This is a genomic window from Duganella sp. GW821-FHT07G03 (assembly GCF_059418605.1).
Window position 1 is genome coordinate 124,697 of record NZ_JBWKQE010000015.1, and the last position, 15,615, is coordinate 140,311.

11 protein-coding genes are annotated in these 15,615 nt (G+C 64.9%); 7 read left to right on the forward strand and 4 right to left on the reverse strand.

What is annotated here, in order from left to right; translation table 11 throughout:
• Window positions 1-58 precede the first annotated feature (58 nt).
• Complete coding sequence (locus AC07OK_RS19415) at window positions 59-1,804, reverse strand: methyl-accepting chemotaxis protein (protein WP_494691830.1); 1,746 nt, start codon at window positions 1,802-1,804, stop codon at window positions 59-61.
• A 218-nt stretch (window positions 1,805-2,022) separates the two neighbouring features.
• Between AC07OK_RS19415 and AC07OK_RS19420 the strand changes: the two genes are divergently transcribed.
• On the forward strand, window positions 2,023-4,650 hold the full coding sequence (locus tag AC07OK_RS19420) for a DUF1631 family protein (protein ID WP_494691831.1): 2,628 nt from the start codon (window positions 2,023-2,025) through the stop codon (window positions 4,648-4,650).
• Between the two features lie 58 nt (window positions 4,651-4,708).
• Here AC07OK_RS19420 and AC07OK_RS19425 read toward each other — a convergent pair whose 3' ends face one another.
• From AC07OK_RS19425 to AC07OK_RS19435, 3 genes are read right to left on the reverse strand one after another with little or no spacing between them, the layout of a single operon-like run.
• On the reverse strand, window positions 4,709-4,933 hold the full coding sequence (locus AC07OK_RS19425; RefSeq protein ID WP_494691832.1) for an addiction module protein: 225 nt from the start codon (window positions 4,931-4,933) through the stop codon (window positions 4,709-4,711).
• A gap of 31 nt (window positions 4,934-4,964) precedes the next feature.
• Window positions 4,965-5,621, reverse strand: coding sequence for a LysE family translocator (locus tag AC07OK_RS19430; RefSeq protein WP_494691833.1), 657 nt, complete (start codon window positions 5,619-5,621; stop codon window positions 4,965-4,967).
• A 22-nt stretch (window positions 5,622-5,643) separates the two neighbouring features.
• Window positions 5,644-6,267: a glutathione S-transferase family protein gene (locus AC07OK_RS19435; protein WP_494691834.1), complete on the reverse strand. Its 624-nt coding sequence runs from the start codon at window positions 6,265-6,267 to the stop codon at window positions 5,644-5,646.
• A gap of 145 nt (window positions 6,268-6,412) precedes the next feature.
• Here AC07OK_RS19435 and AC07OK_RS19440 point away from each other — a divergent pair, with 145 nt between their 5' ends.
• From AC07OK_RS19440 to def, 6 genes are all read left to right on the forward strand, one after another.
• Window positions 6,413-7,042, forward strand: coding sequence for a phosphatase PAP2 family protein (locus AC07OK_RS19440; RefSeq protein WP_494691835.1), 630 nt, complete (start codon window positions 6,413-6,415; stop codon window positions 7,040-7,042).
• A gap of 93 nt (window positions 7,043-7,135) precedes the next feature.
• Window positions 7,136-10,663, forward strand: coding sequence for a chromosome segregation protein SMC (gene smc / locus AC07OK_RS19445; RefSeq protein WP_494691836.1), 3,528 nt, complete (start codon window positions 7,136-7,138; stop codon window positions 10,661-10,663).
• On the forward strand, window positions 10,660-11,805 hold the full coding sequence (locus AC07OK_RS19450) for a cell division protein ZipA C-terminal FtsZ-binding domain-containing protein (protein ID WP_494691837.1): 1,146 nt from the start codon (window positions 10,660-10,662) through the stop codon (window positions 11,803-11,805). Before smc ends, AC07OK_RS19450 begins: the two co-directional genes overlap by 4 nt.
• Window positions 11,806-11,813: 8 nt before the next feature.
• Window positions 11,814-14,162, forward strand: a complete 2,349-nt coding sequence (gene ligA, locus AC07OK_RS19455) for an NAD-dependent DNA ligase LigA (protein ID WP_494691838.1) — start codon at window positions 11,814-11,816, stop codon at window positions 14,160-14,162.
• A 15-nt stretch (window positions 14,163-14,177) separates the two neighbouring features.
• On the forward strand, window positions 14,178-15,077 hold the full coding sequence (gene galU, locus AC07OK_RS19460) for a UTP--glucose-1-phosphate uridylyltransferase GalU (protein ID WP_494691839.1): 900 nt from the start codon (window positions 14,178-14,180) through the stop codon (window positions 15,075-15,077).
• Entirely contained in the window at window positions 15,074-15,610 is a 537-nt protein-coding gene (gene def, locus AC07OK_RS19465; RefSeq protein ID WP_494691840.1) for a peptide deformylase, read from the forward strand. Before galU ends, def begins: the two co-directional genes overlap by 4 nt.
• Window positions 15,611-15,615: the final 5 nt, after the last annotated feature.

Consider the following 15,615-nt stretch of genomic DNA (forward strand, 5'->3'; position numbering starts at 1 on the left):
CGGTGATCGCTATCGGAATTTCTCTTGGTGGCGTGTAGGAGTACGCCTTGCCGGCGTCTTAAAATTCCTCCCATTCCACTTCCTTGCTGTTGTGGCCGCTCAGCGGCGGACGCGCGGCGGGCGCGGCTTTGCGGCGCGCCGCTGCGGGCGCCAGGTCCCGCGCCGGCCGAGGCGGCGACGGCGGGCGGCGTCCGCCGGCTTGCGACATCCGGCTTGCCGGCGCGGCCAGCCCGGCGGCAAGGGCAGGAGGCGCGGCCGGCTCGCCCGGGGCGGAAAACACGCCGATCGCCTCGCTCAGCTTGCCCGTCTCGGCTTGCATCGCGGCTGTTGCCGAGGTCGCCTGCTCGACCAGGGCGGCGTTCTGCTGGGTGGCCTGGTCCATCTCCGCCACTGCCTGGTTGACCTGCTCGAGACCGGCGGTTTGCTCGGCGCTGGCGTCGGCGATTTCGCCGATCAGTCCGGTCACGCGCTTGACGCTGCCGACCACCTCGTCCATCGTGTTGCGCGCCTGGTCGGCCAATTGGGTGCCGCGCGCCACCTTGTCGACCGAATCGTCGATCAATTCCTTGATCTCCTTGGCGGCCGCCGCGCTGCGCTGGGCCAGGTTGCGCACTTCCGACGCCACCACCGCGAAGCCGCGCCCCTGTTCGCCGGCGCGGGCCGCCTCCACCGCGGCGTTCAAGGCCAGGATATTGGTCTGGAAGGCGATGCCATCGATGACGCCGATAATCTCGGCGATCTTGCGCGAGCTGTCGTTGATGGACGCCATCGTGCCGACCACCTGCTCGACGTCGGCGCCGCCGCGCAGCGCCACCGCCGACGCCGACAGCGCCAGCTTGTTGGCCTGCATCGCATGCTCGGCGTTTTGCTTGACGGTGGCCGTCAGCTGCTCCATCGACGACGCGGTTTCCTCCAGCGAGGCGGCCTGTTGTTCGGTGCGGGTCGACAGGTTCAAATTGCCCTCGGCGATCTCGCGCGCGGCGCCGTCGATGGCGCGGGCGCCTTGCTGCACCTGGCCGATGATGGCCAGCAGGCTGTCGTTCATATGCTGCATCGCTTGCAGCAGCTTGCCGGTCTGGCTGTTGGCGGTGACGCCGATGCGGGTGCTGAGGTCGCCGCCGGCGATGCGTTGCGCCGCCTGCATCGCCCGCTGCAGCGGCGCCGAGATCGAGCGGGCCAGCCACAGCGCCAGCAAGGCGCCGCCGAAGACCGCCATGCCTAGCGTGCTCAAGGTGATCAGACGGGCGCCATCGTACAGTTCGTCGGCCGCGCGCGCCGCCTGCTGGCTGCCGGCCGTTTGCGCCGCCAGCAGCTTGTCGAGCTGGCCGTCCACGGCATCCAGCGTTTGTTGCGAACGGCCCTTGAGCAGGGCTGTTGCCTGGTCCTTCTTGCCCTCGGCGAGCTGGGCGATCAAGCGATCATGTTCGGCGGCGTAGGCGGTCGCCAGGCGCAGCAGCTCCGCGCCTTGCGGCCGTTGCGGCGTTGCCGCCAGCAGGCGCGCCAGCAGGCCGGCATGGTCGCGCAGGGCGGCGTGCGCCACGGCCAGCTTGCGGTCGGCGTCGGCGATGCTGTCCTTGTCGCCGGCGACCACATATTCCAGCTTGCGCACCTCCTGCAAATCGTTGCGCAGGGACAGCACTGCTATAGTCTGTGGCAGCCATTTGCCGGACAATTCGGCGGAGGCGTCGTCGATATGGCCCATGCGGGCCAGGGTGCTCAGGCCCAGCAGGGTAGTCAGGCCGAGCAGCACGGCGAAGGCGGCCAGCAGCTTGCTGGAGATTTCCAGGTTATGCAGGAATTTCAAGGCAGTATCTCGCTGGCGACGGAAGGGAATTGTTATGTTAGGGAAACTTCAATCTTGTCCTTTGCGCCCCGTCAATACTGGGTTTCATGCTATAAAAGTTGTGGGAAAACAGAAAAATACGCGAAATATTGCACAGTCTTTCCTTTCCGGTATTGCCATGTGGAAAGAATGTGTAAGAATGGCGTAAACGGACTCCCCTATCAAAAGCAGGTCACACCATGGTTGCAACTTCCACAACGCCCGCATTGCCGAAAAAGACGGTCTCGCCGCGGCATGCCTTGTTGGAAGAGTTGATCGGCATCGCCACCAAGCACGCCAGCGACCAGTACCTGGACCTGGCCACCCGCCTGGCCGGCGCCTTGATCGACGCCACCGGCGGCGATCCGCGCACCATGCAGCAGCGCATCCGCGCCGGCAACCAGCTACGCAACCGCAACTTCGCCTTCCTGCACCTGGCGTCCGCCACGCTGGAGAAGGCGCTGCGGCGCGAGATCGCCGAGCTGTCGCCGGCGCTCAAGGGCAAAGTACGCGAAGCCGAGCAGCCGCTGTCGCTGGTGCCGTTCGAGGAGATGGACAACAAGGTCGCGCTCAGCGGCGTCAGCAAACCGTTCGAGAGCCTGTATTCGGACCAGTTGCAAACGCTGAACGTGCGCCTGGCCTTCCTGCTGGATCGCGATATCCTGCGCGTCAGCCAGAATCCATTCCGGCCCGACGTGTTCCTGGTCGCCTTGCAGCAGGCCTGGACCGAATTCGATACCGAGGCCGCTGCCGCGCCGCTGTTGCAGCCGCTGATCAAGCCGGGCATGTTCATCGAGCTGGGTCCGATGCTCGATGCCTTGAACCTGGCCTTGCAGAGCAAGGGCGTACTGCCCGGCTCGGTGGACGGCCACAAGGGACGCAAGGCGGACAAACCCAAGGCCGCGGCACCGTCGCGCGTGCGCGGCAACCAGGCGGCGCTGGCGCAGCAGTTGCGGCAGTTCTTTGCCTCCAGCGATGTGGAGGGTTCCGCCGCGGGGGCGATCGTCGACAACATCGCCGATGGCCTGATGCATGGCGTAGACCTGAGCATTCCCGATCTGCCGATGTCGGCGTTGAACTCGGGCGCTGCCTGGGTGCCGAATGCCGCCGCGCAGGGCGATGCTGGCGCAGGCCAGCCCGGTGCCAAGGCGGCTGCAGCTGGCGGCCTCATGGGTGGGCACGGCGCGGCGCCAAGCGCTGCACACGGCGTCATGGCGGTTGCCCAGGGCGTTCAGGGCGGCGTGCTGATGGCTCCCGGTTTTGCGACCGGATTTGCCGGCGCGCCGGCTGTCGCCGCGGGCGGATTCGCTCCCGCCGGCGGCGTCTGGGTGCAAGGCGCCGCGCAAGGCTTGCTGCCTGACTCCATCAGCAACGAAGACGCGCAGCGCCTGTCGCAGATCGGCGCCAAGCAGCCGCTGCTGGCATATCTGGCGCAGCTGCAAAAGGCCGTTCCGTATGAATCCATCGGCACGCTGGGTGCGGTGGCTGGTTACGCCACCGGAGCGGCGCCGTCCGGCAAGGCGGCGGTCGATGCCGCACCCGCGGCGGGCGGCAACGTTTTCTACCTGCCGAACATCAAAGCCAGCATGCCGCAGGGCAGCCTGTCGCGCACCGACGAGAGCACCATCGACTTGCTGTCGGCGATATTCGATACCGTTTTCCAGGACCAGAACATCTCGCTGGAAATCCGCGACCTGATCCGCTTCCTGCAAATCCCAGTGCTGAAAGCCGCGCTGGTTGACAAGAATTTCTTCTTCCAGGAAGCCCATCCGGCGCGCCGCCTGATCGACCTGCTGTCGCGCATGGGCTGGGAGCAGCGCAAGGGACCGGAAGACCCGCTGTTCCAGGCGATGCAGCGCAGCGTCGACCGCGTCGGCCGCGATTACGATCATGAACTGTCGGTGTTCACCGAGGCGGTCAATGAACTGGAGGCATCGATCCAGGCCGAAGAGCGCGCCGCCGCCACCGCCATCGCCGAACCCATCGCCGCCGCGCTGAAGCAGGAGCGGATGGCCGAGTCGACCAAGCTGGCCAAGAACGCCGTGGCGCTGCGCATCGGCACCGGCGAAGTGATCGCCGTGGTGGAGGCCTTCCTGGAACAGCGCTGGGTGTCGGTGCTGACCATCGCCTACAGCATCGAGGACGACAAGCCTGGTGCCGTCAACAACGCCACCAAGACCATGGACGACCTGATCTGGAGCGTGCGTCCCAAGCTCAACGCCGACGAGCGCAGGCAGCTGATCGCCAAGCTGCCGGTGCTGCTGACCACGTTGAACAAATGGCTGGACATCATCAAGTGGCAGGATGCGGATCGCCTGCAATTCTTTGCCGAGCTGGCCGAGTGCCACGCCTCCATCGTGCGCGCACCGCTGGAGATGTCGCCGGAGCGCCAGTTGGAAATTTCAATGCAGGTGGCGCAGCAGGCGGCCGAGCGGCGCCTGGAGCTGCAAGCCAAAGCCGACGCGGCCGCCAAGGCGGACGCCGAAGCACGTGCCCAGCAGCAGCCTGATCCTGAAGAGGAAGACGCCGCCATCGAAGTCGACAGCCTGACGCGCGGCATGTGGCTGGAGTTCGAGCAGGAGGACGGCGGCAGCCGCAAGGTCAAGCTGGCGTGGATCAGTCCTTTGCGCACGCTGTACATTTTCTCGACGGCGGCGCGGCAGGAGGCATTCTCGATGTCCGGCGAGCAGCTGGCCAAGCGCTTCCTCGAACAGACCGTGCAAGTGGTGCGTAGCGAAGGCGTGGTCGCCGTCGCGCTCTCACAAGCGCTGGCCCGAAGCGCCGACAACGACGCCTCCATCGACCCGCCAGCCTCGGCGTTCGGGTAAGGTCAGTGGTCGGCAGCGTCCTGCAATTCCGCGAGAGCGGATGGGACGACAACCAGTTTCATTCCAGATTTTTGCGGACTTGAACCAGGGCATCGGCGATCGGAATGACTTGCTCAATGCCGTTCTCTATATCGGCAATGCGGTGTTGTATCTCAATCGCCCAGGCCTTGTCGATCTCGGCGTCTTCGTTCAGGCTGGCAAGTAGCAGCCGTACAAAGTCCATGCGCTCGCTCGGATCGAGTTTGAGCGCTTCGACTAGCAAAGTTTTGAGGGCGGCATTCATGAAACGAATTGTACCGCCGTTTATTGCCGGTTTACTTCGAGTTCGTCAACGTCAGCAGGGCGCCGCCCATGCCGACGAAGATCACGCCGGTGGCGCGCTTGGCCAGGCGGGTGCGGGCGATGCTCTGCTTGACGCTGCGCTTCAGCCACGATGCGCACGCCACGTAGAAGAAGTGCGACAGCAGCGTGCAGATGGTGAAGGTTGACGTCAGCAGCAGGAAGCGCACCGGGTCCACGTGATCCGGCGGCATGAACTGCGGGAACACGGCGGTGAAGAACAGAATGGCCTTCGGATTGCTGACCGCCACCAGCAGGCCGGCGCGGAAGGTGCTGAGGCGGCTGGCTTCGGCCGCGTTCGGCTCGGCAGCCACCGTGGCGGCAGTCTCCGCCGTCTCAGTGACCAGGCTGGCGTGGCGCCAGGCCTTGATGCCCAGGTAGATCAGGTAGGCCGCGCCGGCCACCTTCAGCGCGCCGAACGCCAGCGCCGAAGTCTTCAACAACAAGCCCAGACCCGCCACCGCCGTGGTCGCCACGATGAACACACCCAGCGCATTGCCGGCTGAGCTGTAGAGCGCGCGCCGCGCGCCCATCGTGGTCGCGGTCGAAATCGCCATCAGCACGCCCGGTCCGGGGCTGAACGCCGCCGCCAGGGAAACCGATAAGAACAACAGCCAGGTCGATACAGTCATTGCTAAACTCCAAAAGTAAGTGTCAGGGGAGGCCGTTGCAGCCGTGGGTGCGGAAGCCGTCGCGCTCGTTCAGGCGGGCAAACCAGGCATCGACGGCCGCCAGCTCGGGCCGCACCATCGGCATCGAACGCCAGCGGTTGGCCGACAGGCCGAGCACGATATCGGCCAGCGTCAGCACCTCGCCGCAGACGAACGGCCCGGCCGCCGCCAGGTGCGCGTCCAGCATGCCCATCAGCCGGTTCCATTCCGCCATGCTGGCCACCAGCGCCGCCGCGTCGCCATGCGCGGGACTCTGCCGTATCATCGCCATGAAGGCATAGCGCCAAGCGTTGTTCAGTTCGGTGGCCTGCCAGTCCATCCATTTTTCCACCTGGGCGCGCGCCATCGGCTCGGCCGGCAGCAGATCGGTGCGGCCATGCTTGCCCGCGAGATAGCGGCAGATGGTGTTCGATTCCCACAGGCTCTGGCCGTCGTCGATGATGACCGGCACCATGCCGTTGGGATTCATGCGCAGGAATTCCGGCCTGCTGGTCGGCTGGAAGCCGCTGCCGTATTCCTCCAGGCGGTAATCGAGGCCGATTTCCGCGCACGTCCACAAGACCTTGCGGACGTTGATGGAGGAAGGTTTGCCGAGTATGGTGAGCATGGCAACAGTATGCCACGCCCCGCCGGAGCGCGTCGGCCACCACCCGATTTTGCTCTAGATCTATTGTTGCACGGCAATTTTCGCTAGAATGCGCCCGCATGTGTTTTAATGACGCGGTGCAAAAACAACGATAGGGCGCTTTTAGATGATGATGTGGTGGCACGGTTTGAGTTTGACGGGGAGTCTGGCGGTAACCGGGCCAATAGGAATCGCGATCGCCGTCTGGCTGGTGGCGGGCAAGTCGTGGCGGCTGACGGCCGCGTGGTGCGTGCTGTTCGGCATCGGCATGGCGCTGGTGGTGGCCACCAAGATGGCCTTCGTCGGCTGGGGCATTGGCGTGGAATCGGTCGAGTTCGCGGGCTTCAGCGGCCATGCGATGCGCGCCGCCGCCGTGTTCCCGGTCGCTTTCTATCTGGCCTTCCGCTCGTCGCCGCTGCAATGGCGCGTCATGGGCACCTTGCTTGGGGTGCTGCTGGCCGTGCTCATTTCCATCTCGCGCGTCTATGTGCAGGCCCATTCGGTGTCCGAGTCGGTGACCGGTTGCCTGCTCGGCCTGGCCGTGGCGGCGGTGTTCATCTGGTACGCCAGCACCGAGCACCACATGGCGCTGAGCCGGCTGCTGGTGGTGCTGTGTATCCCCATCGTGCTGATTGCGCCGCGCGTGGAGCCGGTGCCGGCCGAAATGTGGATCACCCAGGCGGCGCTCTGGCTGTCCGGCCACGACCAACCTTATACCCGCGCCATTTGGCGCGAACCCAAAACCCCGCTACGATAGACGCATGCCCGGCCCATGACGCGTTTTCGGCCAGATTTGAAGCGCAAAATGGTATTATTGTGAACTTTTCCAGCCCATACACCAGATAACAACGTGCGTCTATCTTCCATCAAATTGTCGGGATTTAAGTCTTTCGTTGATCCCACCAATTTCCAGGTGCCGGGTCAGTTGGTTGGCGTGGTGGGTCCCAACGGTTGCGGCAAGTCGAACATCATCGACGCCGTGCGCTGGGTGCTGGGCGAGTCCAAGGCTTCCGAGCTGCGCGGCGAGTCCATGCAGGACGTCATTTTCAACGGCTCGACCCACCGCAAGCCGGCCGGGCGCGCCTCGGTCGAGCTGGTGTTCGACAACAACGACGGCAAGGCCTCGGGCCAGTGGGGCCAGTATGCCGAGATCGCCGTCAAGCGCACGCTGACGCGCGACGGCACCTCGACCTACTACATCAACGGCCAACCGGTGCGCCGGCGCGACATCCAGGACATCTTCCTCGGCACCGGCCTCGGCCCGCGCGCCTACGCCATCATCGGCCAGGGCATGATCAGCCGCATCATCGAATCGCGCCCGGAAGAACTGCGCGTGTTCTTGGAAGAAGCGGCCGGCGTCTCGAAGTACAAGGAGCGCCGCCGCGAAACCGAAAACCGCCTGCACGACACCCGCGAGAACCTGCTGCGGGTGGACGACATCCTGCGCGAGCTGAACTCGAACCTGGAGAAGCTGGAAGGCCAGGCCGCCGTCGCCACCAAGTTCCACCAGCTGCAATCGGACCAGGAAGAAAAGCAAAAGCTGCTGTGGCTGCTGCGCAAGGTCGAAGCCGAAAACGAGCAGAAGAAGTACTTCCGCGAGATGGAGCAGGCGCAGAACGACCTGGAAGAACAGACCGCCAAGCTGCGCAATGTCGAGCTGTCGCTGGAGCAGATGCGCCAGGGCCACTTCGCCGCCGGCGACCGCCTGCACACGGCGCAGGGCAGCCTGTACCAGACCAACGCCGAAATCGGCAGCCTGGAAGCGCAGATCAAGTTCGTCATCGAGTCGCGCAGCCGCCTGCAGGCGCAGCTGGCCGCGCTGACCGCGCAACGCGACCAGTGGCAGCAGCAGGCCACCGAATACGGCGGCCAGATCGAGGAGGGCGAGTTCACGCTGGAAGAACTGTCGGCCAGGGTCGAACAGTCGCAGATGATGGCCGAGCAAAAGGCCGAGTCGCTGCCGATGCTGGAGCAGGTGTGGCGCGAGGCGCAGACCAAAAGCACCGAATCGCGCGCCCGCATCATGCAGGCGCAGCAGCAGCTGGAGCTGGAGTCGGCACACCAGCGCAACGCCAACAACATCCTCAACGGCCTGGCCGTGCGGCGCGAGCGCCTGCAGCAGGAAAAGAGCGGCCTCAATCTGCCCGACAGCGCGCACCTGAGCAACCTGCGCATGCAGCTGGAAGAAAAGCAGCAGGCGCTGGAAGAGCAAGGCTACCTGCTGGACGAGGCGCTGGAACAACAGCCCAAGCTGGACGAGGAACGCCAGGCCGCGCAGCACCAGGTCAACACCGAAACCGCCGCCAACGCGCAGCTGGAAGCGCGCCTGAACGCGCTGCGCCAGATGCAGGAGCGCGTGCAGACCCAGGGCAAGGTCACGCCGTGGCTGCAAAAGCACGAACTTGATACGCTGCCGCGCCTGTGGCAAAAACTGAATATCGAATCCGGCTGGGAGACCGCGCTGGAATCCGTGCTGCGCGAGCGCACCTCGGCTTTGCAGATGTCGAACATCGAATGGGCCAAGGCCTTCTTCAACGACGCGCCGCCGGCCAAGCTGGCGCTGTTCGCGCCGTCGCACGCGGTGCCGCCTGCGCCGGTGGAAGTGGCGGGCCTGAAGCCGTTCCTCAATCTGCTCAAGCTGAACGATCCGGGCCTGCGCGGCCTGCTGCAGGACTGGCTGCACAACGTCTACATCGCCGAGGACACGGCCGAAGCCTTCGCCGACCGCGCCAAGCTGCCGGCCGGCGCCTGCTTCATCACGCGCCAGGGCCACGCCGTCACGCAGGGCAGCGTGCGTTTCTACGCCGCCGACTCGGAGCAGGACGGCATGCTGGGCCGCCAGCAGGAAATCGACAACATCACCAAGCAGCTGCGCGCGCAGCAGATGCTGGCCGACGAAGCGCGCGCCCGTTCGGTGCGCGCCGATGCCGCCGTCTCCGAATTGACGCGCCGCCTGACCGAGTACCGCGCCAAGCTGCAAAGCCTGCAGCAGTCGGTGCACACCTTGCAGCTGGACGTGGTCAAGCTGTCGGAGATCGAGGCGCGCTTCAACCAGCGCAGCAACCAGATCGAAACCGACCTGGCCGAAATCGGCGCGCAGGAAGAAGAACAAACCCAGGTCAAGATGGAGTCCGAGGAGAAGTTCGAGCAGCTCGACATGGAGCTCGGCAACCTGCAGGGCGACCACGAGGAAGGCCAGACACTATTCCTCGAAAAAGAGCAGCGCCTGTCCGACGCCCGCGAAGCCTTGCGCGAGCTGGAACGCGCCGCGCAGGAAGCGCAATTCGCGGAGAAGTCCCAGCGCAGCAAGATCGAAGAATTCCGCCGCTCGATCGCCACCGCGACCGCGCAGGTGGCGCAGGTCACGCAAAGCCTGGAAGCGGGACAGGCCGAACTGGCCAGCCTCGAATCCGGTCAGGCCAACGAGGGCCTGCAGGACCTGCTGGATCGCCGCACCGGCCAGGAAAAAGCGTTGTCCGACGCCCGCCACGAACTCGATCAGATCACGCAGCAGCTGCGCATGTTCGAGGAAGGCCGTATGTCGACCGAACGTGCCTTGCAGCCGCAGCGCGACAAGATCATGGAAATGCAGCTGAAGGAACAGGCCGCGCGCCTGAACCAGGAGCAGTTCGCCGCGCAGCTGGCCGAAGTGCAGGCCGACGAAGCGGCGCTGGCCGAGAAGCTGCATCCCGAGATGAAGGCCTCCTACCTGCAAGGTGAGGTGACCCGCCTGACCAATGCGATCTCGATGCTGGGTGCGGTCAACCTGGCCGCGCTGGACGAGCTGGCGACGGCCTCCGAACGCAAGAACTTCCTCGACGCGCAGAACGCCGACTTGAACGAGGCGATCAACACGCTGGAAGACGCGATCGCGCGCATCGACAAAGAGACGCGCGAACTGCTGCAAGACACCTTCGACCGCGTCAACGGCCACTTCTCCGAACTGTTCCCGATCCTGTTCGGTGGCGGCCAGGCGAAGCTGATCATGACCGGCGATGAAATCCTCGATTCCGGCGTGCAGGTCATGGCCCAGCCGCCGGGTAAAAAGAACGCCACCATCCACCTGTTGTCCGGCGGTGAAAAAGCGCTGACCGCAACGGCGCTGGTGTTCTCGATGTTCCGACTTAACCCCGCGCCGTTCTGCCTGCTCGACGAGGTCGATGCACCGCTGGACGACGCCAATACCGAACGATTCTGCCGGATGGTCAAACGCATGTCTGACCACACCCAATTCCTCTTCATCTCGCACAACAAGATTGCGATGGAGATGGCCAATCAACTGATCGGTGTGACGATGCAAGAGCAGGGCGTATCGCGCATCGTGGCGGTGGATATGGAATCCGCCGCAAACTTCGCTTCCGAGGCACAAGCAGCATGACAGACCTACAAATGAGTTTGATCGGAATCGCCGGCGTATTCGTCGCCGGTGTTTTCACGTACAACAAAATCCAGGAATACAAGGCCAAGAAGAGCGTCGAACGTGCCTTCTCGACCGATCATGACGATGTGCTGATGCGCACCGGCGATGCTCCGCCGTCGTCCGCTGCGCGCCATGAGCCTAGCTTCTCGCTCGACAGCGCCGCTCCCGGCCTGGCTGGTGGAGAGGCCTCGGCCGCCGCTGCCGCATTGGGTGCGGTGGTTGCCGAATTCGAGACCGATCCGGCCGACGCCACGGCGCCGACGGCCGCGCCGCGCGTCAACGCCGTGACGCCGGCGGCCGAACAAGCCACCGCGCTGGTCGACCCGCTGATCGATTGCCTGCTGCCGCTGGCGCTGGAAGGCCCTGCGCGCGGCGACAAGCTGCTGCCGGTGCTGCAAACACTGCGCATGGTCGGCAACAAGCCGGTGTACTACATCGGCCTGGCCGTCAGCGGCGATTGGGAGCCCATCGTCCACGGCGGCGTCTACACCAAGCTGCAAGGCGGCGTGCAGCTGGCCAGCCGCAGCACCGCGCTGAACGAACTGGAATACTCGGAACTGGTCACGCGCCTGCGCGCGATGGCCGACGAAATCGGCGCCGAGCCGGAAATCCCGGATATGATCGAAGTGATGGCCGAAGCACGCAACCTGCACCGCTTCGTCGCCGGTCATGACGCGCAGCTGGGCGTCAACCTGCAAACCAACGGCGCGCCGTGGGCTATCTCCACCTTGCTGGGCGCACTGGAAAAGCAGGGCTTCGACGTGCGTCCCGACGGCCGCTACGTGATGCCGGACGGCGAGGGCGGTCATCTGTTCTCGCTGTCGACCAACGTCACGCTGGCCGAGGAAACCACGCCGCGCCTGACGCTGCTGCTGGACGTGCCATGCGTGGCGCCAGCCCGCGACGGCTTCGGTGCGATGGTGGCGTGCGCCAAATCGCTGGTGGGCCGCCTGGACGCGACCATCGTCGACGACTACAACCAGCCGTTGTCGGACGCCGCGCTGGCGGAGATCGCCGGCCAGGTACAGGATTTCTACGCCGAGATGAACGACGCCGATATTCCGGCCGGTTCGACCCGCGCGTTGCGTTTGTTTAGCTAGGAAGTAGCATGACCGAAGTGGATTTCAAAGCGCGCGTAATTGAGCGAATTGCGTCGTTGAGCGCGGAGCTCAACAAGCACCTGCACGCCTATCACGTGGAAGACGCGCCCACCATCCCGGACGCGGAGTACGACAAGCTGTTCATCGAGCTGCAAAAGCTGGAAGAAGCACACCCGCAATTCGCGCTGCCCGATTCGCCGACCAAGCGCGTGGGCGCGGCGCCGCTGCCGCAGTTCGACCAGGTCACCCATACGGTGCCAATGCTGTCGCTGAATAACGGCTTCACCGACGAGGATATCGAGAACTTCGACCGCCGCGTGCGTGAAGGGCTGGACGCGGCGGCCGCCGTCGAATACGCGGCCGAAGTCAAATATGACGGCCTGGCCATCAACCTGCGCTACGTCGACGGCCTGCTGGTGCAAGCGGCCACGCGCGGCGACGGCTACACCGGCGAGGACGTCACCACCAATATCCGCACCATCCGCTCAATCCCGCTGCGCCTGAACACCCCGACGCCGCCAGCCATTCTCGATGTGCGCGGCGAAGTGTTGATGTTCAAGAGCGATTTCGAAGCCATGAACGCACGCCAGCGCGACGCCGGCCTGAAGGAGTTCGTCAATCCGCGCAATGCGGCGGCGGGCAGCCTGCGCCAGCTCGATTCGCGCATCACCGCATCGCGCAAGCTGAGCTTCTTCGCTTACGGCGTCGGTGCGCTGGAAGGCGCCGAGATGCCGCTGTCGCACTCCGCGCTGCTGGACTGGTATCGGACCATGGGCCTGCCGGTGGCGAAGGAGGCCGCCGTGGTGCGCGGCTACGACGGCCTGATGGCCTACTACAAACAGATCGGCGAAGCACGTCCGACCATGCCATACGAAATCGACGGCGTGGTCTACAAAGCCAACCTGCTGCAAGACCAGCGCACGCTGGGCTTCGTCTCGCGCGCGCCGCGTTTCGCACTGGCGCACAAGTTCCCTGCGGAAGAAGCGCTGACCACTGTGCTGGCGATTGAAGTGCAGGTCGGCCGCACCGGCGCCATCACGCCGGTGGCGCGGCTGGCGTCCGTGTTTGTCGGTGGCGTCAATGTCACCAACGCCACGCTGCACAACGAAGACGAAGTACGCCGCAAGGACGTGCGCATCGGCGACACGGTGATCGTGCGCCGCGCCGGCGACGTGATTCCCGAAGTACTGTCCGTGGTGCTGGAACGCCGCCCGTCTCCGGAACCGGAAGCCTATGTGCTGCCGAAGACCTGCCCGGTCTGCGGTTCGCACGTGGTGCGTGAAGAAGGCGAGGCGATTGCCCGCTGCTCCGGTGGTTTGTTTTGCTCGGCCCAGCGCAAGGAGGCGATCCGCCACTTCGCCGGCCGCCGCATGATGGACATCGAAGGCCTGGGCGACCGCTACATCGACAACCTGGTCGAACACGGCCAGGTGCAGCGCGTGGCAGACCTTTACGCGTTGACCCTGGAAGACCTGCTGGAAATGAAGCGCCTGGCCGACGAGCGCGAAGGCACTACGCCGGAGACTGTCGCCCAGGGCAAGATCGCCACCAAGTGGGCGGACAACCTGCTGGAAGCCATCGCCGCCAGCAAGAACCCGCCGCTGGAGCGCATGCTGTTCGCGCTCGGTATCCGCCACGTCGGCGAATCGACCGCCAAGACGCTGGCCGAATGGCTGGGCCGTTTCGACCTGGTGCGCCGCGTGCCAGCCGCGCTGCTGCGCGTGCTGCCCGATATCGGCGGCATCGTCGCCGAGTCGATCGCCGACTTCTTCGCCGAGCCGAAGAACCAGGAAGCCATCGACGCCTTGATGGCCGCCGGCGTCGCGCCGACCGGCGAGCACCCGCCGAGCGCCAAGCTGCGCGAGAAGCTCGACACCGTCAAGCTGATGGCCGCGCTGGGCATCCCCAAATTGACGGAGCCACGCAGTAAGCAGCTGGTCGAACAGGAAGTAACGCTGGAAGTACTGGCGCACCTGCCGGTGTTCACCGTATTTGGCCTGCCGGCTGGCGTGGTCGAAGCGCTGGAAGCGTGGATGGCGGAACCTGGCCATCGCGAACAGCTGCTGGCACTGCACAAGCTGCGCGAGGACCTGCTGGCGCAACTGCCGGAGCAGGCCGCCGAAGGCCCGCTGACCGGCAAGACCTTTGTCTTGACGGGCACTCTGCCCAACCTGAGCCGCGACCAGGCTGCCGCCATGATCGAAGCGCAAGGCGGCAAGGTATCCGGTTCGGTATCCAAGAAGACGCATTATCTGGTGGCAGGCGCCGATGCCGGCAGCAAGCTGGCCAAGGCCCAGGAACTTGAAGTGACCATACTGGACGAGGCGGGCCTGCTGGCGCTGCTGGAAGCCAGATAAAGCAAGATAGAGACCATGTCCAAAATCAGAAAAGCAGTATTCCCGGTGGCCGGCCTAGGCAGCCGTTTCCTTCCCGCGACCAAGGCGCAACCGAAGGAAATGCTGCCCATCGTCGACAAGCCGCTGATCCAGTACGCGGTGGAAGAGGCGGTCGCCGCCGGCATCACGGAAATGGTGTTCATCACCGGCCGTAACAAGCGCGCCATCGAGGACCACTTCGACAAGGCCTACGAACTGGAAGCTGAACTGGAAGCTGCCAACAAGCAGGCCTTGCTGCAACTGGTGCAGAACGTCATTCCGAAGCACGTGAACTGCATCTACATCCGCCAGTCCGAGCCGCTGGGCCTGGGCCATGCGGTGCTGTGCGCCCGTCCGGTGATCGGCGACGAACCGTTCGCCGTGCTGCTGGCGGACGACTTCATGGACACCGCCGACGGCATCAAGCCGGTGCTGGCGCAGATGACCGAGCTGCACGCCTATGAGCGCTGCAGCATCCTGGCGGTGCAGGAAGTGGCGCGTGAAGCCACGCGCCAATACGGCATCGTCAGCGCCTCGGCCTACCAGCCAAAGCTGGAACTGGTGCACGGCATTGTCGAGAAACCGTCGCCGGATGTGGCGCCGTCCACGCTGGCGGTGGTGGGCCGCTACGTGCTGTCGGGCCGGATTTTCCAGTACCTGGAAAACCTCGGCACCGGCACCGGCGGCGAGATCCAGCTGACCGACGGCATCGCCGCGCTGATGAAGGATGAACGCGTGCTGGCCTACCGCTACGACGGCCAGCGCTACGACTGCGGCTCCAAGCTGGGCTACCTCAAGGCGATGACGGCGATGGGCCTCAAGCATCCGGAAACCGGCGCCGAATTCTGCCAGTTCCTGCGCGATATGCAGTGCGAAATCAACGGAGGCAGCAAATGACGGTGCGCGAAATCCTGAAGATGGGCGATCCGCGCCTGCTGCGCGTGGCCGAGCCGGTGACCGAGTTCGATACCCCGGCCATGCGCGAGCTGATCGCCGACATGTTCGACACCATGCACGCCGCCAATGGCGCGGGCCTGGCGGCGCCGCAGATCGGCGTCAACCTGCAGCTGGTGATCTTCGGCTTCAAGCAGAACGCGCGCTATCCCGATGCGCCGCAAGTGCCGGAAACGGTATTGATCAATCCCGTCCTCACGCCGCTGTCGGACGAGATGGAAGAGGGCTTCGAAGGCTGCCTGTCCGTGCCTGGCCTGCGCGGCAGCGTGCCGCGCTACACCAGCCTGCGCTACGAAGGCGTGGACCAGTTCCAGCAGCCTATCCTGCGCGATGTCGACGGCTTCCACGCGCGCGTGGTGCAGCATGAAGTGGATCATCTGCTCGGCGTGCTGTACCCGATGCGCATCAAGGACTTCTCCAAGTTCGGCTTTACCGAGGTGATGTTCCCCGACCTCGATCCCAACGACGACGATTGAGGCGG